This is a genomic window from Streptomyces sp. NPDC051563, assembly GCF_044454225.1.
Lineage (GTDB): Bacteria > Actinomycetota > Actinomycetes > Streptomycetales > Streptomycetaceae > Streptomyces.
The window spans coordinates 211,156-234,323 of the sequence record NZ_JBITDL010000005.1; the positions used below are offsets into that span (position 1 = coordinate 211,156).

20 protein-coding genes and 1 pseudogene are annotated in these 23,168 nt (G+C 72.6%); 13 read left to right on the forward strand and 8 right to left on the reverse strand.

The window, feature by feature from the left end; genetic code table 11:
* Window positions 1-163: 163 nt before the first annotated feature.
* The 3 genes from ACIA8F_RS08685 to ACIA8F_RS08695 form a co-directional block, all read right to left on the reverse strand.
* Window positions 164-790 (reverse strand): hypothetical protein, encoded by a 627-nt coding sequence (locus ACIA8F_RS08685; protein WP_399377526.1) that lies wholly within the window; start codon window positions 788-790, stop codon window positions 164-166.
* Window positions 791-1,045: 255 nt separating this feature from the next.
* Window positions 1,046-1,816, reverse strand: coding sequence for a hypothetical protein (locus tag ACIA8F_RS08690; protein ID WP_399377527.1), 771 nt, complete (start codon window positions 1,814-1,816; stop codon window positions 1,046-1,048).
* A gap of 39 nt (window positions 1,817-1,855) precedes the next feature.
* A complete protein-coding gene (locus ACIA8F_RS08695) occupies window positions 1,856-2,002 on the reverse strand; it encodes a hypothetical protein (RefSeq protein WP_399377528.1) in 147 nt (48 codons plus the stop codon).
* A 961-nt stretch (window positions 2,003-2,963) separates the two neighbouring features.
* Between ACIA8F_RS08695 and ACIA8F_RS08700 the strand changes: the two genes are divergently transcribed.
* Both ACIA8F_RS08700 and ACIA8F_RS08705 read left to right on the forward strand, forming a co-directional pair.
* A complete protein-coding gene (locus ACIA8F_RS08700) occupies window positions 2,964-3,794 on the forward strand; it encodes an SAM-dependent methyltransferase (protein WP_399377529.1) in 831 nt (276 codons plus the stop codon).
* Window positions 3,791-5,980 carry a putative bifunctional diguanylate cyclase/phosphodiesterase gene (locus ACIA8F_RS08705; protein WP_399377530.1) on the forward strand — a complete coding sequence of 730 codons (2,190 nt, stop codon included), beginning with the start codon at window positions 3,791-3,793 and terminating at the stop codon, window positions 5,978-5,980. Before ACIA8F_RS08700 ends, ACIA8F_RS08705 begins: the two co-directional genes overlap by 4 nt.
* A 40-nt stretch (window positions 5,981-6,020) precedes the next feature.
* On the opposite strand, the gene ACIA8F_RS08710 is transcribed toward ACIA8F_RS08705, so the two are convergent.
* Window positions 6,021-7,145 (reverse strand): FAD-dependent monooxygenase, encoded by a 1,125-nt coding sequence (locus ACIA8F_RS08710; protein ID WP_399377531.1) that lies wholly within the window; start codon window positions 7,143-7,145, stop codon window positions 6,021-6,023.
* Between the two features lie 105 nt (window positions 7,146-7,250).
* Here ACIA8F_RS08710 and ACIA8F_RS08715 point away from each other — a divergent pair, with 105 nt between their 5' ends.
* Window positions 7,251-7,913 carry a TetR/AcrR family transcriptional regulator gene (locus ACIA8F_RS08715; RefSeq protein WP_399377532.1) on the forward strand — a complete coding sequence of 221 codons (663 nt, stop codon included), beginning with the start codon at window positions 7,251-7,253 and terminating at the stop codon, window positions 7,911-7,913.
* A gap of 57 nt (window positions 7,914-7,970) precedes the next feature.
* Here ACIA8F_RS08715 and ACIA8F_RS08720 read toward each other — a convergent pair whose 3' ends face one another.
* Window positions 7,971-8,849 (reverse strand): LysR family transcriptional regulator, encoded by an 879-nt coding sequence (locus ACIA8F_RS08720; protein ID WP_399377533.1) that lies wholly within the window; start codon window positions 8,847-8,849, stop codon window positions 7,971-7,973.
* 95 nt (window positions 8,850-8,944) lie between these two features.
* On the opposite strand from ACIA8F_RS08720, the gene ACIA8F_RS08725 reads away from it, so the two are divergent.
* The 6 genes from ACIA8F_RS08725 (at window position 8,945) to ACIA8F_RS08750 (ending at window position 15,534) form a co-directional block, all read left to right on the forward strand.
* Complete coding sequence (locus ACIA8F_RS08725) at window positions 8,945-9,649, forward strand: succinate dehydrogenase cytochrome b subunit (protein WP_399377534.1); 705 nt, start codon at window positions 8,945-8,947, stop codon at window positions 9,647-9,649.
* 1 nt (window position 9,650) lies between these two features.
* Complete coding sequence (locus ACIA8F_RS08730) at window positions 9,651-11,603, forward strand: fumarate reductase/succinate dehydrogenase flavoprotein subunit (RefSeq protein WP_399377535.1); 1,953 nt, start codon at window positions 9,651-9,653, stop codon at window positions 11,601-11,603.
* On the forward strand, window positions 11,600-12,346 hold the full coding sequence (locus tag ACIA8F_RS08735; RefSeq protein ID WP_383953479.1) for a succinate dehydrogenase/fumarate reductase iron-sulfur subunit: 747 nt from the start codon (window positions 11,600-11,602) through the stop codon (window positions 12,344-12,346). The genes ACIA8F_RS08730 and ACIA8F_RS08735 overlap by 4 nt, the downstream gene beginning before the upstream one ends.
* A gap of 142 nt (window positions 12,347-12,488) precedes the next feature.
* Window positions 12,489-14,369: a stealth family protein gene (locus ACIA8F_RS08740; protein ID WP_399377536.1), complete on the forward strand. Its 1,881-nt coding sequence runs from the start codon at window positions 12,489-12,491 to the stop codon at window positions 14,367-14,369.
* 36 nt (window positions 14,370-14,405) lie between these two features.
* Window positions 14,406-15,062 carry a hypothetical protein gene (locus tag ACIA8F_RS08745; protein WP_399377537.1) on the forward strand — a complete coding sequence of 219 codons (657 nt, stop codon included), beginning with the start codon at window positions 14,406-14,408 and terminating at the stop codon, window positions 15,060-15,062.
* Between the two features lie 100 nt (window positions 15,063-15,162).
* Window positions 15,163-15,534, forward strand: coding sequence for a cupin domain-containing protein (locus ACIA8F_RS08750; RefSeq protein ID WP_399377538.1), 372 nt, complete (start codon window positions 15,163-15,165; stop codon window positions 15,532-15,534).
* Between the two features lie 24 nt (window positions 15,535-15,558).
* On the opposite strand, the gene ACIA8F_RS08755 is transcribed toward ACIA8F_RS08750, so the two are convergent.
* Window positions 15,559-17,958: an ABC transporter gene (locus tag ACIA8F_RS08755; RefSeq protein WP_399377539.1), complete on the reverse strand. Its 2,400-nt coding sequence runs from the start codon at window positions 17,956-17,958 to the stop codon at window positions 15,559-15,561.
* A gap of 10 nt (window positions 17,959-17,968) precedes the next feature.
* Window positions 17,969-19,066 (reverse strand): LLM class flavin-dependent oxidoreductase, encoded by a 1,098-nt coding sequence (locus ACIA8F_RS08760; RefSeq protein ID WP_399377540.1) that lies wholly within the window; start codon window positions 19,064-19,066, stop codon window positions 17,969-17,971.
* Window positions 19,067-19,129: 63 nt separating this feature from the next.
* On the opposite strand from ACIA8F_RS08760, the gene ACIA8F_RS08765 reads away from it, so the two are divergent.
* Window positions 19,130-19,624, forward strand: a complete 495-nt coding sequence (locus tag ACIA8F_RS08765; protein ID WP_399377541.1) for a hypothetical protein — start codon at window positions 19,130-19,132, stop codon at window positions 19,622-19,624.
* Between the two features lie 177 nt (window positions 19,625-19,801).
* Here the strand turns inward: ACIA8F_RS08765 and ACIA8F_RS08770 are convergent, their stop codons facing one another.
* Window positions 19,802-20,020 (reverse strand): dodecin, encoded by a 219-nt coding sequence (locus ACIA8F_RS08770; RefSeq protein ID WP_399377542.1) that lies wholly within the window; start codon window positions 20,018-20,020, stop codon window positions 19,802-19,804.
* Window positions 20,021-20,187: 167 nt separating this feature from the next.
* Here ACIA8F_RS08770 and ACIA8F_RS08775 point away from each other — a divergent pair, with 167 nt between their 5' ends.
* From ACIA8F_RS08775 to ACIA8F_RS08785, 3 genes and pseudogenes are all read left to right on the forward strand, one after another.
* On the forward strand, window positions 20,188-21,447 hold the full coding sequence (locus ACIA8F_RS08775) for an extracellular solute-binding protein (protein ID WP_399377543.1): 1,260 nt from the start codon (window positions 20,188-20,190) through the stop codon (window positions 21,445-21,447).
* Between the two features lie 177 nt (window positions 21,448-21,624).
* Window positions 21,625-22,458, forward strand: a complete 834-nt coding sequence (locus ACIA8F_RS08780; RefSeq protein ID WP_399377544.1) for a GNAT family N-acetyltransferase — start codon at window positions 21,625-21,627, stop codon at window positions 22,456-22,458.
* Window positions 22,455-23,108: pseudogene (locus ACIA8F_RS08785) on the forward strand (lysophospholipid acyltransferase family protein); the annotation flags it as partial. The gene ACIA8F_RS08780 and the pseudogene ACIA8F_RS08785, both read left to right, overlap by 4 nt.
* Window positions 23,109-23,168: the final 60 nt, after the last annotated feature.

A 23,168-nucleotide genomic window follows, 5' to 3' on the forward strand; every position in this document is an offset into this window, starting at 1 on the left:
GCCCGGCGCCCCCCCCCCCCCCGGCCCCGCGCCCCCGCCCCCCCCCCCCCCGCCGCCCCCGCCCCCCCCCGCCCCGGCCCCCCGCGCCCCCCCCCCCCCCCCGGCCCCCCCCGGCGTTTCCGGGGGCTTCGAGCGCTGGTTTCGAGCGGGGCTTCGAGCGCAGTCAGTGGATGCGGCGGATGTCCCTGCGGCGCAGGGCGTAGCCGAGACCGACGAGCCCGCCGAGGACGAGCCCCGCGCCGGCGCCGAGTTCCAGGGGATCGAGCGCGGCGATGCTGCCGCCGAGGCCTCCGCGGACGCCGAGGGTGGCGGGGCGCGAAGCGCCCGTACCGGTGCCGGTGCTGGTCCCCGTACTCCTGCCGGCGACCGCGCTCGCGCTCCTGCGGGCCCCGACGGTGGAGCTCGTCGTGGGCTTGCCGGTGCCGCCGGTGATCGTGAGGTCGGCCGAGCCGGTCTCGCCGGCGCAGGTGAAGGAGACGGAGTACTGGGCTCCGCGCCGCGCGTCCCGGTCCACGGTGACCCGTGCGGTCTTGCCCCGGTCGATGCTCACGGTGTCGAAGATGCCGGAGGAGACGGTGGCGAAGGCGGCGTTGCAGCCGGTCACGGACAGCACCACCTGGCCGCCCGGGGCGACCGTCGAGGGGGTGATGGCGAAACCGAAGGAGGTGATGGGCGCGGCCTCGGCCTCGGCCGCGCTCGCGGCGGGCGCTGCCGCCGCACCGAACAGGAGGAGCGCGCCTGCCGCGGCGGCGCCCAACAGGGCTGTGGGGGAGGTGGGTATCGCGCCCATGGTTGATTCTCCGGATCCCCGAGGAGCAGCCGCGGAACGGTTTCCGCACGTGGGGGGTCGTGCGCCTCGATGTCCGCCACGCTAGGTCCGGGCGCGGCGACCCGCGATCAGGAACGGGCGAATGGGGCATGGCCGTAGGCCGAACCGGGGACGGGAGAACCGTCCCCGGTTTATTGGGCTACCGGGCTGCCGGGCTCCTGGGGTACCGCTCCTGAGCGGCCGGGCCCGATGTGCTGCTCCCGGGACGACGCGGTGTCAGTCGCCCAGGCCCAGATGCGGGAACTGGGCGAGGAACGGCTCGGCGGTGGCGGCGATGCCCCGGCCGAAGGGTGCGTCGAAGTCCCAGATGAGGAACAGCAGGAACGCGATCAGCGCACTGAACAGCCCGGCCAGCAGCAGTTCCCGGAACGAGCGCCTGATCTGGAGGGTGAAGATCAGTCCCACCGTCACCAGGGCTCCGGCGATCAGGCCGAACCAGACCACCCCGGGCATGGTGGCCCCGGCGCTCTGGCCGCGCGCGTTGCGCGCGTCGTCGACCACGGCGACCTGGTCCACGAGCGGCTGGTACGCCTGGCCCTCGTGGTCGGTCTGCGGTTCGTAGTCCGTCACATCGCGGCGGATGCGTTCCAGCAGCTCCCCGCTGCGGTCCGTCAGCTCGCCGTTCTCGGCCATCTCCTTCCATTCGGTGTCGACGACGTAGCTCACGTAGGCGTCCACGTCGGACCTGATCTTCTTGCGCACGTCCGCCGGGTAGACCTCGGAGCGGACGCTGATCTCGTGCAGGGCCTGCGATTCCTGGCGCACGTACTCCTGGGCGGCCCCGCGGCCCTCCCAGACGCCGGCGATCGCCAGGCCCAGCACGATCGCGTAGATCACGCCGATCATCATCGTCATGTACTCGATGACATCGGGGGTCTCGCTGGGATCGTCGTCCTCACCGATCCGGCGCTGATTGAAGAAGGCGATGGACAGCACCACGGCACATGCCGCGGCCATCGCGAGGGACAGGACGAGCCATTCCGACAAGATGACTCCCAATCGATTACGGGGTGGAATGCGCCGGCTCTAGCGCGGGCGCAGCGCGACGATCGCGAGCACCGCGGGGGCCGCGGTCATCAAGGTGAAGGTCACCGGTGAGATGTGGTGCTCCACCGGCTTGCGGGCCGCCGCGTGGTAGGTGGGCCGCGCGACCGGCTTCTTCGGCACGGCCACGGGGATCACCGCGGCCGCCACCGGCGGTGCGGGGGGCTTTACGACGGGTTTCGGGACCGGCTTCGGGGCCGGCCTGGGAGCCGGGGGAGCGGGCGCCGGGCGCACGGGGGGCGGGGCGGGCGCGGGGGGTTTCGGGACCGGCTTGGGAGCGGGCGGGGGCGGAGGCGGCGGTGGCGGGGGAGGCGTGGGCTTGGGGGGCGGTGGCGGTGGCGGTGGCGGAGGGGGTGTCGGGGTGGGCTTGGGCGGGCACGGCGGGGGAGGCGGAGGCGGCGGCGGGCAGGGCGGGTGGCCGTGATGGCCGCCGTGTCCGTGCCCGTGTCCGTGTCCGCCATGACCGTGACCAGGGCCGGGGCCGTTCCCCTGACCGGGGCCGCCGTGGTTGTCCGGGCCGCCCTGGTTCCCGCGGTCACCCCGTCCGCCCCGGTTGCCCTGGTCCCCCTGGGGGCCCTGGTCACCGTGACGTCCGCCACCTCGGATGCCCGCGGTCGCGCCGCCGACGGCGGACAGGGCCTGCCTGACGGCGCCCGTTCCGTCGCCGGCGTCGATCGTCGCGTATGCGCTGCTATCGGCCATGGCCGGTGTCGCGGACAGGGCGGCCCACAGGAGGACCGGTACTGCCAGCAGGCGCCTGGAAGAGGCTCTTTTCACCCGGGGATCATGGGGTCACGCGCGCCCGCGCGCGGGTGGGTTGCCCATGGTTCGCCTGAACGGGTGAGGCTTTGGCTACGGAGGTTTGAGCCAGATTCGCTTCGGATCCGATCGTTCACCGACCTTTTCTCAAAAGGTATTTGTCGGTTTCGATCATTCGACGACGGCCGACCGTTCGGCCTTTGGCATGTGACGAAGAACGGATCGCCAATTTCCGCTTTCGCTCGCTCCGTTGGGCAATGATCAGTACATTCGGCTCGGACAGGAGTCCGATCCGTCCGGACCGCTGCAGGACCAAGGCTTGGAGACCCCGATGGAGCGCCCCTCCTGGGCCCCGCCAGGCATCGACATATCGGTGCCGAGCGTGTCCCGTATCTACGATTACTACCTGGGCGGCTCCCACAATTTCGAGGTCGACAGGCAGGCGGCCCGCCGGGCCATGGAATTCATGCCGGGTCTCCCCAAGATCATGCAGGCGAACCGGGCGTTCATGCGCCGGGCCGTCCGGTACGCCGTCGCCGAGGGCGTCACGCAGTTCCTCGACATCGGCTCCGGCATCCCCACCTTCGGCAACGTCCACGAGATCGCCCAGGCCGCCAGCCCTGAAGCGCGCGTGGTCTACGTCGACCACGACCCCGTGGCCGTCGCCCACAGCCAGGCCGTCCTGGCCGGCACCGAGCGGACCGGGGTCGTCGCAGCCGACCTGCGCAAGCCCCAGGACATCCTGAGCGCCCCCGAGGTCGCGCGGGGGCTCGACCTGAGCCGCCCGGTCGCCCTGATGCTGGTCGCCGTCCTGCACTTCATGGAGGACTCGGACGAGCCGTACGCCGCCGTCACCCAGCTGTGCGACGCCCTGGCCCCCGGCAGCCTGCTGATCCTCACGCACGCCTCGTACGAGGGGATCCCGCTCTCGGAGGAGGTGGCGAGCGGCACCGTCGACGTCTACCGCGAGATCCGCAACCCCCTCGTCATGCGGAACGCCGAGCAGATCGGGCGCTTCTTCGACGGCTTCGGCCTGATCGAGCCCGGACTGGTGTCCATGCCCGACTGGCGGCCCGACACGACGGGCGGTCCCGAGGGTGAGGGCGCGGACGAAGACCCCTACGCCTTCTCGGGCTTCGCAGGTGTGGGACGCAAGGCGTGAGACTGCCGACGCAGACGGCGGAGGACCCTGCCGCGCCACAGGGCGGCCTGGAGGACCGGATCGGGCGGTTCGCGACCATCTGGGGGAGGGCGATCTTCCCGGTCACCGCGACCTCGCTCACCCGCGGCGAGTTCGAACGCCACCTCGTACCGCTCACCCGCACCCTCGTCGAGGCCCTGCGCGCCCGCCCCTTCGAGTCCTCCGCCGGCCAGCGGGTCGGTGAGGAGCTCGTCGCCGTCCACTGCACCGACCCGGAAGCGCTGGCCGGCACGCTCGGCGTCGTCGAGTCCTACCTGGTGCTGTACTGCGGTCCACAGGGCCCCGACGCCGAGAGCGTCGAGGGGACCGAGGAGTACCGGTCCCGCTGCGCCCGGCTCCAGCACGGCATCGCGGCCGGGTTCGCCCGCGCCCTGCGCGAGCGCACCCTCAAGGAGCAGGAGGCCATCGCCCGCTCCGCCCTGACCGCCCGCGCCGACGCCCAGCAGGCGCTGCACGCCAGCGAGGCCCGCTTCCGGGCGGTCTTCGAGGGCGCGGCCATCGGCATCGGCATCGCCGATCTGTCGGGCAACGTCCTGGAGATCAACGACGCGCTGCTGCAGATGTTCGGCGGTATGGACGGGCACGTGCGCGGCCGCAACATCAGCGAATGGAGCCATCCCGACGACACCCCGCACGTCTGGCGGATGTACGGGGAGCTCGTGCGCGGCGAACGCGAGAGCTACCGCGTCGAGAAGCCGTACTACCGGCACGACGGGACCGTGCTGTGGACCAACCTGACGGTCTCGCTGCTGCGCGACGCCGAGGGCGTGCCGCAGTACCAGCTGGCCCTGATGGAAGACACCACCGAGCGCCGTCTGCTGAACCTGCGCCTGCGCTACGAGGCCACCCACGACGCCCTGACCGGCCTGCCCAACCGCACGCTCTTCTTCGAGCGCCTGGAGAAGGCCCTGGGCGCGGCCGGCGGTTCGCGCTTCGGCCTGTGCTACCTCGATCTCGACGGCTTCAAGGCGGTCAACGACAGCCTCGGCCACTCGGCCGGCGACCGGCTGCTGGTGGAGGTCGCCGACCGCCTGCAGAGCTGCGCGACCGGACCGGGCGAGGTGGTGGCACGGCTCGGCGGCGACGAGTTCGTGGCGCTGACCACCGGCCCCGACACCGAGGAGAAGGCCACCGAACTGGCCGTACGGATCCTCTCCGCCCTCTCCGTCCCGATCCGGCTGGAGGGGCGCGAGCTGACGGTCCGGGGCAGCATCGGCATCGTCGAGGGCCCCGCCCGCGAGCGCACCCCCGCGGAGGTACTGCGCAGCGCCGACATCACCATGTACCGGGCCAAGGCGGCCGGCGGCAACCGGTTCGAGTTCGCCGACGCCGCTGCCGACGCCCGTGCCATCACCCGGCACGGGCTGACCAACGCCCTGCCGGCCGCGCTGGAACGCGGCGAGTTCTTCATCGAGTACCAGCCGCTGGTCCACATGCACGACGGCAGCGTGCACGGCGCCGAGGCGCTGGTGCGCTGGTCGCACCCGCAGCACGGGGTGCTCGGGCCGGACCGGTTCATTCCGCTCGCCGAACGCACCGGGCTGATCGTGCCGCTCGGCCGCTGGGTCCTGGAGGAGTCCGTCCGCCAGGCCCGCGCCTGGCAGCACCAGCAGGGCGGCGCCACCCTGCGGATCAACGTCAACCTCTCACCGACCCAGCTGCACCATCCCGGCCTGGTCGCCGACACGATCCGCGTGCTGGAGTCCTCGGGCCTGTCGCCGGGCACGCTGTGCCTGGAGGTCACCGAGTCGGCCCTCATCGGCGCCGACGACGAACTCCTCGAACCGCTGCGCCGGCTCGCCGCCCTGGGCGTCGACATCGCCCTGGACGACTTCGGCACCGGCTACTCGAACCTGGCCAACCTGCGCCGCCTGCCCGTCAGCGTTCTGAAGCTGGACCGCTCCTTCACCAAGGGCATGCAGCAGCACCCGGCCAACCCGGTCGACGTCAAGATCGTGGAGGGCATAGTCGCCCTGGCCCACAGCCTCGAACTCGCCGTCACCGTGGAGGGCGTGGAGACCGGCGCCCAGGCCGCCCAGCTCCGAGCCCTCGGCTGCGACACGGCCCAGGGCTGGTACTACGCCCGCCCGGGCGCCGCGGACCGGATCCACACCCTGTCGCTGTCGGACGCGGTGCCCACGCTCTGAGCACCGCCGGGGCCGGCCCGGCCGCTCGGACCGCCCGAGGTCAGTCCAGGCCCGCTTCCGTACCCCGGCCCGGCTCGCGGACGGCCGCCACCACCCGCTCGTAGCGCCGTGCCGTGTCGGCCAGGACCTCGGCGGCCACGGGCAGCCGCTCCGCCTGGTACGCGTCGAGCGCGTCTTCCCCGGCCGACCCGGTGAGGACGGCGGCCAGCGTCCGGCCGAGGGCGGCCGCGTCCTGGATGCCGGTGTTCATGCCCAGCCCGCCGGCTATGGGGTGCACGTGTGCCGCGTCCCCGGCGAGGAAGGCCCGGCCCTCGCGTATCCGGGTGGCCATGCGGACGTTGACCCGCCAGGAGGAGAGCCAGGTGGGCTCCGTCAGCCGTATCCCCGGCATCCGGGCGTGCCGGTCGAAGAGCCGCTGGAAGCTCTCCAGTGAGGGCGGCAGCATCTCGCCCCGCTCGTCCGTCTCGGGGGCGGCCTGCAGCTGGAACGCGTCCGTCCCCGGCATCGGGCAGAGCATGATTCCGCCTCCGTCCGAGGAGAACCACTGGTGCCAGAACTCCCGGCTGAGCCCCGGCGCCCCGACGTCCCCGATGACCATCGCCGGTTCCTCCTCCCCACTGCCCTCGAAGGGGATGGAGAGGAGTTTGCGGGTGGTGCTGCGCCCGCCGTCGCATCCCGCCAGATAGCCGGACCGGATCACGCTGCCGTCCTCCAGCAGCGCGCGGACGCCGTCCGCGTCCTGGGTGATTCCGGCGAGCCGGGACCCGTACTCCACGCGCACGCCCAGCCCGGCCAGCCGGTCGCGCAGGCTCTCCTCCACCTGCCACTGCCCGATGAGCAGGCCTCTGCCCACGGCGGTGTCCCTGACGGGCTCCCCGTCGAAGTACTTGCGCAGCACCACGCCTTCCTGCCCCTTGCTCCGCACGGAGCCGGCCACGCCGAGCTCCTCGAAGAGGGCGAGGCTTTCCGCCTGGAGGCCCTTGCCCCGGGACTCGCGGTGCGGTGCCGGGCGGCCTTCGACGATCCGCACCGCGATGCCGCGGCGAGCCAGGTCGCAGGCGAGCGTGAGGCCGGTCGGGCCGGAGCCCACGATCAGCACATCCGCATCCGCATGCGCGTCCACGCGCACGTCCACATCCGCATCCGCATCCACTGCATTCGTCATGAGACGTCCCCTCGTTTTCGGTATTTCAAGGAAAGCGGCTCGCGGCAAAAAAAGCAACCCGGTTACAAAACTAACTGGGTCACTCATTCGTGTTAAGCTGGACGCATGGAGAACACGAAGGGCCTGCGCGAGAGCAAGAAGCTCCGGACGCGACAGCAGCTGGCGGCCACGGCGCTGGAGCTGTTCCTGGAGCGGGGCTTCGACGCGGTCTCCGTGGCCGATGTCGCGGCCGCGGCCGAGGTCTCCAAACCCACACTGTTCCGCTACTTCCCGAGCAAGGAGGACCTGGTCCTCGACCGCTTCGCGGACCACCAGGACGAGGCGGCGCGCATCGTGCGCGACCGGGCCGCCGGGCAGACCCCGGTGGCGGCCGTGCGCGCCCACTTCCTGGCGGCGCTCGCCGAGCGGGACCCGATCACGGGGCTCTGCGACCACCCGAACGTGCTCGCCTTCGAGCGGCTGCTCTACGGCACCGCCAGCCTGGAATCCCGGCTGGCCCACTACACCGCCCGCGAGGTGGAGCTCCTCACCGCCGTGCTGGAGGCCGAAGCGGTCGACCCGCTCACCGCCCGCCTGTCGGCCGGATACCTGGTGGCGGCCCGTCAGGAGCTGGGTCGCGAGAACTGGCGCCGGATCGACGCCGGCCAGAGCGCCGACGAGGCCCACCCGGCCGCCGTGGCCGACGCGGAGCGCGCCTTCGCCCTCCTGTCCGACGGCCTGGACCGGTCCCTCCCAGGTGCCGCTGGGGCGGCGCGGCCGGGTCCGTGACGGCCCGGCCGGGCCCGTGGCATCGCGGAGAAAGGTGTGCGGCCGGTCGCACCCCCCTCAGCCCAGCAGGATGCGCTTCAGTTCGCGGGCCGCGCGCGGGGGTGCCACGTCCGTGCGGTGGGCCAGGGCGATCGTGCGGCGCAGGGGGGAGCCCGCCAGGGGCGTGGCGCGCAGGCCGGAGCCGGCGTGGCCGACCACCATCGCCGGGACCACCGCGATGCCGAGCCCCGCGCGCACGAAGCCCAGTACCGCGTCCATCTCCCCGCCCTCCACCGTGAACACCGGCTCGAAACCCTCCGCCCGGCAGGCCGCCACCGTCAGGTCCCGCAGGTCGTAGCCGTGCCGGAACATGACCATCGGTTCGTCGCGCAGCGCGGACACCGTGAGCGGACCGCCGCCCGCCGGAGGCGGCAGGGCCGCCGAGGAGACCACCACGAGGTCCTCCGTCAGCAACTCCACCGTGGTCAGGGCAGGCGCCGAAGGGGGCAGCGGCAGGGCGATCAGTGCGAGGTCCAGGGAGCCGCGCGCGAGCTCACGTACGAGGTCCAGCGAACCGCTCTCCTCGATCAGCAGCTCGATGCCCGGATGGGCGGTGTGGAAGGCGCGGAGCACTCCCGGCAGCAGGCCGGTGCACAGGCTCGGGGTGGCCCCCAGCCGGATCCGGCCGCGCCGGAGCTGCGCCAGCTCCTGCACCTCCAGCCGCGCCGTGTCCGCGTCCGCGAGGATCCGGCGGGCCAGCGGCAGCAGGGTCTCGCCGGCGTCGGTGAGTGTGATGTTCCCGCGCGCCCGGCTGAAGAGTTCGGCCCCCAGTTCCCTTTCGAGGGCCTTGATCTGCTGCGACAGGGACGGCTGGGCCACGTGCTCGCGTTCGGCCGCGCGCGTGAAGTGCCGGGTCTCGGCGACGGCGACGAAGTAGACCAGCTGCTGGAACTGCATCGCCCCAGGCTAGCGCCCTGCATAGGAAGAACCTATCGACTTGAGCTCCATCATGTCTTGGACCTTTCGGGACCTTCGTCCCTACGGTCAATGACATGGCTCTGGCAACGCGGACGGATCGACGGCCGTCCACCACGCGCACGCTCTGGGACTCCTCCGTCGGCAAGAAGTCCGTGATGGCCGTCTCCGGCCTGATCATGCTCGGCTACCTCGTCGTGCACATGCTCGGCAACCTCAAGATCTTCTTCGGGCCGGAGGAGTTCAACGGCTACGCCCACTGGCTCCGCACCCTCGGCTCGCCCTTCCTGCACCACGAATGGGCCCTGTGGATCGTCCGCGTGGCACTGCTCGCGGCCGTCGTCGCGCACGGAGTCTGCGCGTACCAGCTCAGCCGCCGCGACATCAGGGCGCGCCCGGTGAAGTACGCCCACAAGCGCCGCCGCGCGAGCTACGCCACCCGCACCATGCGCTGGGGCGGCATCATCCTCGCCCTGTTCATCGTGTGGCACCTGCTCGACCTCACCACGCTCACGGTGAACGAGCGGGCCTGGGCCGGGCACCCGTACGAGAACGTCCTCGCCACCTTCTCCACCTGGTACGGCAACACCATCTACGTCGTGGCGATGGCCGCACTCGGACTCCACGTCCGCCACGGCTTCTGGAGCGCCGCCCAGACCCTGGGCGCGGGCAACGCCCGGCGGGACAGGACCCTGAAGTTCCTCGCCAACGCCCTCGCCCTCGTCCTCTTCGCGGGCTTCGTGTCCGTACCCGTCGCCGTCATGACCGGAGTGGTGAGCTGACATGAGCACCGACTACGCCGACTACACCACCGGTGATCCGATCGCCGACACCAAGGCCCCCGAAGGCCCCATCGCCGAGCGCTGGGACCGCCGCCGCTTCGAGGCCAAACTGGTCAACCCGGCCAACCGGCGCGGGCACACCGTCATCGTGGTCGGCACCGGCCTGGCCGGGGGCGCCGCCGGAGCCACCCTCGCCGAACAGGGCTACCACGTCGTCCAGTTCTGCTTCTCGGACTCCCCGCGCCGCGCCCACTCCATCGCCGCCCAGGGCGGCATCAACGCGGCGAAGAACTACCGCAACGACGGCGACTCCGTACACCGCCTCTTCTACGACACCGTCAAGGGCGGCGACTTCCGCGCCCGCGAGTCCAACGTCCACCGCCTCGCCCAGATCTCCGTCGAGATCATCGACCAGTGCGTGGCCCAGGGCGTCCCCTTCGCCCGCGAGTACGGCGGCCTCCTCGACACCCGCTCCTTCGGCGGCGTCCAGGTCTCCCGCACCTTCTACGCCCGCGGCCAGACCGGACAGCAGCTCCTGCTCGGCGCCTATCAGGCGCTCTCGCGGCAGATCGCCGCCGGCAACGTCGAGATGCACGCCCGCACCGAGATGCTCGACCTGATCACCGTCGACGGCGTGGCCCGCGGGATCGTCGCCCGCGACCTGGTCACCGGCAGGATCGACACCCACTACGCGGACGCCGTCGTCCTCGCGAGCGGCGGCTACGGCAACGTCTTCTACCTCTCGACCAACGCCATGAACTCCAACGCGACCGCCGTCTGGCGGGCCCATCGGCGCGGCGCGTACTTCGCGAACCCCTGCTTCACCCAGATCCACCCCACCTGCATCCCGCGCACCGGCGACCACCAGTCCAAGCTCACGCTGATGAGCGAGTCCCTGCGCAACGACGGCCGCATCTGGGTCCCCAAGGCCGAGGGCGACACCCGACCCGCCGCCGAGATCCCGGAAGCGGAACGCGACTACTACCTGGAGCGGATCTACCCCTCCTTCGGCAACCTCGTGCCCCGAGACATCGCCTCCCGCGCGGCCAAGAACGTCTGCGACGAGGGCCGCGGCGTGGGCCCCGGCGGCCAGGGCGTCTACCTCGACTTCGCCGACGCCATCCGCCGCATGGGCAAGGAGAAGGTCGCCGAGAAGTACGGCAACCTCTTCGACATGTACGAGCGGATCACCGCGGAGAACCCGTACGAGGTCCCCATGCGGATCTATCCCGCCGTGCACTACACGATGGGCGGACTGTGGGTCGACTACGACCTCCAGACCACCGTCCCCGGCCTGTTCGCCATCGGCGAGGCCAACTTCTCCGACCACGGCGCCAACCGTCTGGGCGCCTCCGCCCTCATGCAGGGCCTCGGCGACGGCTACTTCGTGCTCCCCTCCACCATCAACGACTACCTGGCCCGCCACCCGCACCGGGACGAGGTCGACGACACCCACCCCGAGGCCGCGGCCGCCGTCCGCGAGACCCGCGACTGCCTCGCCAAGCTGCTGGCCGTCGACGGAGACCGCACGCCCGACTCCTTCCACCGGGAGATCGGCGAACTGATGTGGGAGTACTGCGGGATGGCCCGGACCGAGGAGGGCCTGCGCAAGGCCCTCGCCCGGATCCCCGAGATCCGCGAGGAGTTCTGGCGCCGGATCAAGGTGCCGGGCAGCGGCGAGGAGTTCAACCAGTCGCTGGAGAAGGCCAACCGCATCGTCGACTACCTGGAGCTCGCCGAGCTGATGTGCCTCGACGCCCTCCACCGCGCCGAATCCTGCGGCGGCCACTTCCGCGAGGAGTCCCAGACCCCGGACGGCGAAGCCGCCCGCCGCGACGAGGAGTTCGGGTACGCGGCCGCCTGGCAGTACACCGGAACCGGCGCCGCGCCCGTCCTGCACAAGGAAGACCTCGTCTTCGAGTACGTCCACCCCACCCAGCGGAGCTACGCATGAAGCTCACCCTGCGCGTCTGGCGCCAGAAGAACGCCGCCGAACCCGGCGCGATGGCCTCGTACGAGGTCGACGGCATCTCGGAGGGCATGTCCTTCCTCGAAATGCTCGACACCCTCAACGAGGACCTCATCCTGAGCGGTGAGGACCCGGTCGCCTTCGACCACGACTGCCGCGAGGGCATCTGCGGCGCGTGCAGCCTCGTCATCAACGGCGACGCCCACGGGCCGGAGCGCACCACGACCTGCCAGCTCCACATGCGCTCCTTCACCGACGGCGACACCATCGACGTCGAACCCTGGCGCGCCTCGGCCTTCCCCGTCGTGAAGGACCTCGTCGTCGACCGCGGGGCGCTCGACCGGGTCATCCAGGCCGGCGGGTACATCACCGCCCCGACCGGCTCCGCTCCCGAGGCGCACGCCACGGCCGTGCCCAAGCCCGACGCCGACTACGCCTTCGAGCACGCCGAGTGCATCGGCTGCGGAGCCTGCGTGGCCGCCTGCCCCAACGGCTCCGCGATGCTCTTCACCTCCGCCAAGGTCAACCACCTGAACGTGCTCCCGCAGGGCTCGCCGGAGCGCGAGACCCGGGTCCTGGACATGGTCGCCACCATGGACGCCGAGGGCTTCGGGGGGTGCACCCTGACCGGCGAGTGCGCCACCGCCTGCCCCAAGGGGATCCCGCTCCCGTCGATCGCCGCCATGAACAAGGAGTGGCTGCGGGCCGTGCGCCGAGGTCCCCGCTGACCTGTGGATTTCATAAGAATCAGGTCTGCGGGGGAAGATCCTGTTCACCTTTCGGACACCGACCCGTAAGGTGAGTTTCGGCCACCGGGGGCCGTCGGGCACGGTGGGGTCGATTTCTGCGTACACGAGCCCTGAGGTGATCATGAGCGGCATCCGTCGGCATCTGAGCTGGATGCCGTTCCAGCGGACCGCTTCATCCTCGCAGCCGAAGGGCTCGGAGCGCGCACGCGGGTCCCGGACCCCGGCGCAGGCGCAGGAGGCCCGGCGGGCCGTCCGCGAACGGGAGATCCTGGCGCAGGCGGCCGAATCCGGAAGCATCGTCGAACGCGGGGGCCGGCTGGCCGTCGTACGGGACGACCTGCTCCCCGCCCAACTCGCCGAACTCAACCTCCGCGAGGTCGCCGAGGTCCTCGAAGCGGCATCGATGCCCTACGGCCTGGTCCCCGACGGGGAACTGGTCCACCGGGTGGCGCTCGCCCCCGGCGCCCGCGCCGACGCGCTCGCCGCCCTGGCGAAGGGCTTCGCCGGCCGGCCCGTCTACGCCGATCTCCTCGGCCACCGCACCGCCTTCGGCACCGCCCTCGCCGAGGACCTGCCCGAGGCCGTCGCCGCGGCGGAGTCCGGGACGCCCGGCGCCGTCGTCGCGGGGATCCGGCTCTACATCCCTGTGGTCACCTCCGGGTACACCCTCCACATGGGCGCCGATCAGGGCTGCGACCTGGAGTTCTGGAAGCCGGCCAACGGACCCGGCGGGGTCGCCTCGCTCCGGGAGACGCCCTTCGGCTGGTGGGTGCCCTCGATGGCGGCCACCGCCCACCGGCGCATCGGCGACCGTGACTACCCCGTACTGACGGCCCTCGACCGGCGCTTCCCCGAGGACATCGACTTCCCCATCGACGCCGTGGTCACCTGGGTGGACGGCTCGGACCCCCAGTGGCGCCGCCGCCGGGACCGGGCCGCTGCGGCAATGACGGGCGGCCGGACCGCCGAGGCCGACGAGGCCGACGAGGCCGTTGAAAGCGGGACCGGCGGGACCGGCGGGACAGACGGGACCGGCGAGACCGACAGCCCCGACTCCGCCGACAGCGGGGACCACCGCTTCCGCGACCGCGGCGAGCTGCGCTCCTGCCTGCGCTCCATCGCGGCCTACGCGCCCTGGATCCGCCGGGTCTTCCTCGTCACCGACGACCAGGTCCCCGACTGGCTGGCCGAGGAGCACCCCGGTCTCACGGTGGTCCACCACCGTGAGCTGTTCGCCGACCCCGGTGCCCTGCCCGTCTTCAACTCCCACGCCATCGAAACCCAGCTGCACCGCATCCCGGGCCTCGCCGAGCACTACCTCTACTTCAACGACGACATCTTCCTCGGCCGCCCCCAGCGCCCGCAGAACTACTTCCTGCCGTCCGGTCTGCCGAAGGTCTTCCACGACACCCGGGCCGTCCCGCCCAGCTCCCCGGACAGCGAGGACGACGTCTACACCACCTCGCAGCGGGCCACCCGCCGCACCGTGGAAGCGCTCGCGGGACGCACGTACCCGCGCATCCTCGCGCACGCCCCGTACGCGCAGAACCGATCCCTCTACGCCCGGCTGGAAGAGGCCCTGCCCGGCGGGCTCGACGCGACCAGCAGGTCCGTCTTCCGCAGCGCCACCGACCTCGCCCCCGTCACCCTCGCCCTGCACCTGGCGCTCGCCCAGGGGCGTGCCGTGGAAGGCGACCTGGCCACCGCGTATGTGTCCACCGCCGGGACCAAGGAGCTCCAGCGGCTGGGCGGCCTCCTGAGCGACCGGGGCACCGACGCCTTCTGCCTCGCCGACGACTCGGGCACCGAGGTGTCCCCCGAGGAGCAGCACCGCGAACTGCGGGCCTTCCTGGAGGCCTACTTCCCCGTCGCCTCGCCGTACGAGGCCGCGGGCCGGGCCGCCGCGAAGAGCCGGCCCGCCGGACCCGACGGCGACCCCTCCGCGCACGGCCACGACGGGTCCGCCGATCGGATGATCGGAGCGGCGCCCCTCGCGCCGTGACCTGCCGCCCTTCCGGGCGTGGGTGACAGTGGGCGCATGTCTCAAGGGCCCCCCACCCCCGCCGGATCCGGTCCGCGCCGCCGCTCCCTGCTGGCCGCCGCCCTCGCCCCGCTGACGGTGGCCGGCTGCGCCGGGGAGGAGCGGCCGCCGGCGCCGCGCCCCGGCCCCGAGACCGCCAAGGACGCGCTGGTCATGGTCATCCGGCACGCGGAGAAGCCGTCCGCCGGGGACACCGGCGAGGACGACGAGGGCAACGAGGACCCCGGCTTCCTCGCCGTCCGGGGCCGCCGCCGCGCGCAGGAACTGCCCGCGCTCTTCTCCCCGGCCCAGGGCGCCCGTCTGCCCCGGCCCGCGGCGGTCTTCGCGGCCGGCGGCAAGCCGGGGGCGCCCGCGCGGTGCCGCCAGACCGTGGAGGCGCTCGCCACCGCACTGGGGACGCCCGTCCGCGCGGAGTACGCCGTCGGAGCCGAGTCCGCCCTGGCCGGGGCGGTGCTGGCGGCACGGATGCCCGTCCTGGTCTGCTGGGAGCACCAGGGCGTGCCCCGCCTGATCCGGAGCCTCGGAGCACAGGACGTGCTGGGGCTGCCGGCCGCCTGGCCCGACCGCTACGACCTGGTGTGGAGGTTCACCCGCAGACAGGGCGTCTGGACCTTCGGTGAGCTTCCGCAGCACCTGCTCCACGGGGACGCGTAGCGGGGTGCACGGCCGCGCCCGGACACCGCGGTGACCGGCCGGTACGGGCGTACGCTGAGAAGTGGACTCGGGGCAGTCGTGCGCCGGGAGGTCGACGATCATGACGGGAATCGTCCGAAGGGGCTTCGATTCCGCCGACGAGACACGCCGGTTCGAGGACGGCAAGGGCAGGCTCGATCTGCTCGACACCGACGGCGGACCGGTCGGCCGGGCCGTGTTCGAGCCCGGATGGCAGTGGTCGCAGCACATCAAGCCCATTGCGGGAACCGACAGTTGCCAGGCCGCCCACGTGGGCTACATCGTCAGCGGCCGGATGAAGGTCGTCATGGACGACGGCGAGAGCATCGAGGCGCGGCCCGGGGACTTCATCCAGATCGACCCAGGCCACGACGCCTGGGTACTGGGCGACGACCCGTGCGTCGTCCTCGACTGGCAGGGCTACGGGGACTTCGCCAAACCCGCGGAGACCTGACCGGCGTGGTGCCGGCGAGGTCGCCTACCGGACCGGCGCGAGGGCCTGCGCCAGATAGGGCGCCGTACGGCTGCCCGTGGCGCGGGCGACCTCGGCCGGTGTCCCCGCGGCCACCACCCGGCCGCCGTCCGCGCCGCCGCCCGGACCCAGGTCGATGACCCAGTCGGCGCCCGCGACCACTGCCATGTCGTGCTCCACGACCACCACCGAATGCCCGGCGTCCACCAGACCGTGCAACTGCCGCAGGAGAACCGTGACATCGGCCGGGTGGAGTCCCGTCGTCGGCTCGTCCAGCAGGTACAGGGTGTGGTCGCGGCGCACGCGCTGGAGCTCCGTCGCCAGTTTGATGCGCTGCGCCTCGCCGCCCGACAGCTCCGTGGCGGGCTGACCGAGCCGCAGGTACCCCAGGCCGATGTCCGACAGCGCGCCGAGGCTGCGGGCCGCCGCCGGGACCCCGGCGAAGAAGGACGCCGCCGACTCCACGGTCAGGTCGAGCACCTCCGCGATGGTGAGCCCCGCGTAACGGACCTCCAGCGTCTCGGAGTTGTACCGGGCCCCGGCACACTCCGGGCACGGGGCGTAGGTGCTGGGCAGGAACAGCAGCTCCACGGAGACGAAGCCCTCGCCCTGGCAGGACTCGCACCGCCCGCCCGGCACGTTGAAGGAGAAGCGGCCCGCCTTCCAGCCCCGTGCCCTGGATTCCGGAGCCGCCGTGAAGAGCCGGCGCACCACGTCGAACAGCCCCGTGTACGTGGCCAGGTTGGAGCGCGGGGTCCGGCCGATCGGCTTCTGGTCCACCTCCACCAGCCGCCGCACCGGGAACCCCGGCTCCGCCAGCCGTTCGTGGACCTCCCGCGCGAGGGCCTGGCCCACCAGCGTGGACTTCCCGGACCCCGACACCCCGGTCACCGCCGTGAACACCCCGAGCGGGAACTCGGCTTCCACGTCGCGCAGGTTGTGCCGGTCGACACCGCTGAGCCGGACGGACCCGGTCGCCTTCCGCACGGCCCCCGAGCGCCACGCGTCGGGCCGCCGGCCCCCGAACAGGTACGGGGCCGTCGCCGAGTCCGCCACCGCCTCCAGGGCCTGCGGGGGCCCGCTGTGCAGCACCCTCCCGCCGTGCTCCCCGGCGAGCGGGCCGACGTCCACCAGCCAGTCCGCGTGCCGCACCACGGCCAGGTCGTGCTCCACCACGAACACCGTGTTCCCGGCCTCCTTGAGCCGGTCCAGGACGCCGAGCAGCGCCTCCGTGTCGGCCGGGTGCAGCCCCGCCGACGGCTCGTCCAGGACGTACACCACCCCGAACAGCCCCGAACGCAACTGCGTGGCCAGCCGCAGCCGTTGCAGCTCGCCCGCCGACAGGGTCGGGGCGGCGCGGTCCAGGCTCAGGTAGCCCAGCCCCAGCTCGGTGACCGGGCCGATCCGGGAGCGCAGGTCCTCGGTGAGGACCCGGGGCGCCTCGCCGCCGCCGTGCGCGGTGGCCAGCACCCCGTCCAGTTCGGTCAGCGCCAGCGCCGCCAGCTCGGCGATGGTGCGGCCCGCGAAGGTGACGGCCAGGGCCTCCGGGCGCAGCCGCCGGCCCCCGCACACCGGGCACGGCGCATCGGTCAGGAACCTCTCGGCGCGCGCCCGCAGGGTGAGGCTCTTGCTGTCGGCGAAGGTCCGCATCACGTACCGGTGGGCGCTCATGTACGTGCCCTGGTAAGGGCGTTGGATCCGGTCGGCCTCCCGCACCGGATGCACCGTCACCACCGGCTGCTCCTCGGTGAACAGGATCCACTCGCGGTCCGCCGCCGGCAGCTCCCGCCAGGGCGCGTCCACGTCGTGGCCGAGGGCCTCCGGGATGTCGCGCAGGTTCTTGCCCTGCCAGGCACCGGGCCAGGCGGCGATGGCACCCTGACGGATCGACAGGCCCGGCTCGGGAACCAGCAGTTCCTCGCTGGTGCGGTGGACGCGCCCGAGCCCGTGGCAGGAAGGACAGGCCCCGGCCGCGGTGTTGGGGGAGAAGGAGTCGGAGTCCAGGCGCTCGGCGCCCGGCGGGTAGCAGCCGGCGCGCGAGTACAGCATGCGCAGCGAGTTGGACAGGGTGGTCACCGTCCCGACCGAGGACCGGGACCCGGGGGAGGAGCGCCGCTGCTCCAGCGAGACGGCCGGCGGGAGCCCGGTCACGGAGTCGACCTTCGGCGCACCGATCTGGTGGATCAGCCGGCGGGCGTACGGGGCCACGGACTCGAAGTACCTGCGCTGGGCCTCGGCGAAGAGCGTGCCGAAGGCCAGCGAGCTCTTCCCGGAGCCGGAGACCCCGGTGAACACGGTCAGCGCGTCACGCGGAATGTCCACGTCGACCCCGCGCAGATTGTGCTCCCGGGCACCGCGGACGCGGACGTAGGGATCGTGGGCGTGCGGGGCGGCGGGCTGGTGCATTCGTCCTAGTTTAGTGTCCGGGGGCGACGGGACGCCCGGCGGCCTGTCGGGCAGCCTGTCGGGCCGCGGACCGGCCCACCGACCGGCCGTCAAGCTCCGCGTGCCTGTCCGGGCGCTCCGTGAGGTCGGCGAGCCCGGCGAGCCGCCCGAAGGAGTCCAGGAGCGCCGTCCGGTCGTACGTGGACGTGGTGACCAGCAGCTCGTCCGCCCCGGTCAGCTCCGCGACCGCGGAGAGCTCCGCCGCGACCTGCTCCTCCGTGCCGTGGATGTGCCCGGCGAGGGCGCCCTCGTACAGCTCCCGCTCCTTGGCGCTCATGGAGAGGGCCTCGATCTCCTCGGCCGGGCGGAGCGGCGGGAAGCTGCCCCGGGTCCGCGCGTGGGCGGCGGCCCAGGCCTCGGACACCAGGATCCTCCGGGCCGCCTCGGTGGTGGCGGCCACCGCGACCGTCCCGGAGACCACCACGTACGGCCGGGCGGCCCGGGCGGAGGGCCGGAACTCCTCGCGGTACGCCGTGACGATCTCCGCGACCCGATCCCGGGCCCGCAGGTCCCCCACCACCAGGGGCAGCCCGGCGCGGGCCGCGATGCCCGCCCCCTCGCCGGTGGCCAGCACGTACGCCGGGATCCGCATCCCCTCCGCCGGGCGGGCGTGCACGTCGGGGTACGCCTCCTGGGAGCCGTCGATCCAGCCCAGGAGCTCCGCGAGCTGCTCCTCGAACCGGTCGGCGTCGGCGGTGTCCCGGCCGAGCGCGCGGCGGATCCCGCCGGTGAAGCCGACCGAGCGGCCGAGGCCCATGTCGATCCGGCCGGGGAACAGGGACTCCAGGACCCCGAAGTGCTCCGCGACGACCATGGGCTGGTGGTTGGGCAGCATCACGCCGCCCGTGCCCACGCGGATCCGGGAGGTCGCCCCGGCCACGGCGGCGGCGAGCACCGTGGGCGCGGATCCGGCGACCCCGGGCACGCTGTGGTGCTCGGAGACCCAGAACCTCCGGTATCCGAGCCGCTCGGCGGTGCGCGCGAGCTCCACGGTGTCGCGCAGGGCCTCGGGGGCGGGGTGCCCCGCGCGGGTGCGGGACCGGTCGAGTATCGAGAGTGTGCGGATCACACTGGTTTCAACGCGCGCTGGGCGTCAGGATTCCCCTAAGGGGAGGATGCCTAGGCTGGCGGGGTGACCGAGACTCAGAACCGAAGGCCCCTGGCCGTCTTCGACATCGACAACACCCTGGCCGACACGGCCCACCGCCAGCACTTCCTGGAGCGCCGGCCGCGCGACTGGAGCGGCTTCTTCGGCGCGGCCCCGGCCGATCCGCCCCTCGCCCGCGGGATCGCGCTCGCGGTGGAGAGCGCGGCCGACTGCGAGGTCACGTACCTCACCGGCCGCCCGGAGCGGTGCCGGGCGGACACGGAGGACTGGCTCGCCCGGAACGGACTGCCCGAGGGGCGGCTGTGGATGCGCGGGAACCAGGACCGGCGGCCGGCGCGGACGACCAAGCTGGAGGTCCTGCGGCGGATCTCGCGGGGCCGCGAGGTGCGGATGCTGGTGGACGACGACGAGCTGGTGTGCGGGGCGGCGCGCGCGGAGGGCTTCCGGGTGGTCGTGGCGGACTGGGCGGGGGACGCGCCGGAGCTCAAGGACGCGCAGGAGGGCGAGGGCCGCACCTGAGGGCGCGCCCCGGCTCCCCGGCGCCCCGCTAGGGCGGGGCGCCTGTGGGGGCCGTGGGGCGCGTGGAGGCCGTGGAGGCCGTGGGGCCCGTGCGGCCTGTAGGGCCCGTGGGCCCCGGGCGGCCCGGGGGCCCCGAGCCGCTCGTGGTGGGCCCGGGCGGCGCGCGGAAACCGGCCCTCAGGCCTCGTCCGCGTCGAGCCGGAAACCGACCTTGATGCCCACCTGATAGTGCGCGATCTCGCCGTTCTCGATGTGCCCCCTGATCTGGACGACTTCGAGCCAGTCGAGGTTGTGCAGCGTCTCGCCGGCGCGGGCGATGCCGTTGCGGATGGCCTGGTCGATGCCCTCGTGGGACGTGCCCACGATCTCGGTCACCCGGTACGTGTGATTGGACATGGGGGTCTCCCGGACACTGGGTGGCTGTTGCCTTGTTCTACGGTGCCCCAGTAAGTGCTGGTCCGCGAACTTTGCGTGAAGAATCCATAGCGATACCCCCTTGACCCACCCATTGGTCTATGCCAATTTCAAGCCATCTGCGATCCAATCCCCAGAAGGTGACCTTCGTGAAGATGCGCTTCCTTGCCGTGTCCACCGCTCTCGCGGCAGCGACCGCCCTCACCGGCTGCAGTCTCGCCGGGGCGGGCGGAGGTACGCAGAAGGTGACGCTCTGGCTGATGAAGGGCAGCGCCTCCGAGGAGTTCATAGGCCAGTTCACCACCAGCTTCGAGAAGGAACACCCGGGCGTGGACCTCGAAGTGAAGATCCAGGAGTGGACGGGCATCGGGGACAAGGTCAACGCCGTCCTGTCCGGCAAGAGCGAGGAGGGCGCCGACGTCATCGAGGTCGGCAACACCCAGGTCGCGCAGTACGTCGAGGGCGGCGGGGTCTCCGAACTCACCCTGGAGGCCCTGCGCGAATGGGACGGCAAGGACTGGCTGAAGGGTCTGTCCGAACCCGGAAAGGTCAACGGCGCCCAGTTCGGCGTCCCGTGGTACGCCGCCAACCGCGTGGTGATCTACAACAAGGACCTCTTCGCGGCCGCCGGGGTGAAGGCGCCGCTCAAGACCCGCCAGGAGTGGATCCAGGCCACGCAGAAGCTCGACAAGGGCTCCCAGCAGGGCATCTACCTCGCCGGGCAGAACTGGTACGTCCTCGCCGGGTTCATCTGGGACGAGGGCGGCGAGCTCGCCGTCGAGAGCAGCGGCCAGTGGATCGGCACCCTCGACGAGCCGAAGGCCCTGGCCGGAATGGAGTTCTACAAGCAGCTCCAGGCCCTCGGCGACGGCCCCAAGGAAGCCGACGAGGAGACGCCTCCGCAGTCCGACGTCTTCGCCCGCGGCGATGTCGCCCAGGTGATCGCAACGCCCGGCCAGGCGGCCGTCATCGAGGCCGCGAACCCGGCGCTCAAGGGCAAGCTCGGCTTCTTCCCGATCCCCGGCAAGACCGCCGACAAGGTGGGCTCGGTCTTCACCGGCGGCTCGGACCTGATCATCCCCGAGAAGACGAAGCAGCGTCAGCACGCCGTCGACGTGATCACGGCCCTGGTCAGCGAGAAGTGGCAGACCGAACTCGCCCGCACGATGAGCTACGTACCCAACAAGTCCACCCTCGCGCACGTCGCCGAGGGCAACGACGGCGCCACGGCGATGGCCCCGGGAGCCGCCCAGGGGCGCGCCACCCCGCAGTCCCCGCGCTGGGCCGAGGTGGAGGCCAAGAACCCGATCAAGCCGTTCATGACGGCCGTGCTCACCGGCCAGGACCCCGAGCAGGCTGCGAAGACGGCCTCCGACACCATGAGCAAGGTCCTCAGCTCCGACCGCTGATCAAGGGTCTTCGAGCGGGCCGCCCGGAGCCCCCGGGCGGCCCGCCCGCCAAGTTCAGCGTCCGCACATCCAAGGGCCGCGAAGCGGCCATGTCGAATCCAGCCGGTCACGGAAGAAGTAAGGAAGCCAGGCCACACACCTCCCGGCCTGGCTTCCCGTGCCGGACCAGGAGCCGTCATGACCATCGCCCCCCTGTCCCCGTCCGCCGTGACCCCCGTCCTCCTTCCCGCTGCCGCCCCCCTCCCCGCGCCCGCGCCCGCCCGGCGCCCGGAGGACGCCCCCGCACCCCGCTACGCCGTCCGCATCGCCCGCGACGAGAACGAGGTCCGCGCCGCACAGCGGCTGCGCCACCAGGTCTTCGCCGGAGAGCTCGGCGCCCGTCTCGACGGCCCGGAGCCCGGCCTGGACTCCGACGCCTTCGACGCCTACTGCGACCACCTCCTCGTCGTGGACGAGGAGACCGAGCAGGTCGTCGGCACCTACCGGCTGCTGCCCCCCGAACGCGCCGCCGTGGCCGGACGCCTCTACTCGGAAGGCGAGTTCGACCTCTCCGCGCTCGGCCCCATCCGCCCCGACCTGGTCGAGGTCGGCCGCTCCTGCGTCCACCCCGACCACCGCAACGGCGCCGTCATCGCCCTGATCTGGGCGGGCCTCGCCCGCTACATGGACCGCTCCGGGCACAACTGGCTCGCCGGCTGCTGCTCCGTACCGCTCTCCGACGGCGGGGTGCTGGCCGCCGCCACCCGGGAGAACGTCCTGTCCCGCAGCCTCGCCCCCGTCGAGTACCGGGTCACCCCGCACCTCCCCTGGAACCCCGAGGGCATCACCTTCCCGAGCCGGACGGAACTGCCCCCGCTGCTGCGCGGCTACCTCCGCCTCGGCGCCTGGGTCTGCGGAGAGCCCGCCCTGGACGCCGAGTTCGCCTGCGCCGACCTGTACGTCCTGCTCTCCCTGCGGCGCACCAACCCCCGCTACCTCAAGCACTTCCTGTCGCTCGCCCCGTCCGCATGAGCGCCTGGCTCCCGACCTCGCCCTGTACCCCGGCGGACTGCGCCGGCCACGAGGGGCGCACCGCGAGCGTGCCGTTCGCGGTCCTGCGGCTGGCCGCCGCCGTCGCCCTGGTCCTGCTCGGAATCCTGGGAGCCCCGCCGCTGCGGCTGCTGCCGGAGCGGGCCCGGCACGTGCTGGTACGGGCCTGGGCGGCCGCCCTGCTGGGCGCCTTCGGCCTGCGGATCACCGTGCACGGGACGCCCGGACCGGGACCTGGCCGGGGGACCGGATCCGGGCTCGGATCCGGTCCCGGTCCCGTGTCCGGTCCCGTGTCCGGTCCCGGCAGCGGCCGGCTGATCGTCGCCAACCACATCTCCTGGCTCGACATCCCGCTCGTCGCCGCCGTCCTGCCCTCCCGGATGCTGGCCAAGAGCGACATCCGCAGCTGGCCGGTGCTCGGACCGCTCTCCCGGCAGGCCGGCACCCTCTACATCGAACGCGACCGGCTCCGCAGTCTGCCCGCCACCGTCGGCCTCCTCACCCGGGCCCTGCGCGCCGGTGACCGCATCACCGTGTACCCCGAGGGCTCCACTTGGTGCGGGCGCGCCCAAGGCCCGTTCCGCCGGGCTGCGTTCCAGGCCGCGCTGGACGCGCGCGTGCCCGTACAGCCCGTACGGATCAGCTACCTGCTCGACGACGGGGGGCCGGCCGGGGCGCCCGCCTTCGTCGGG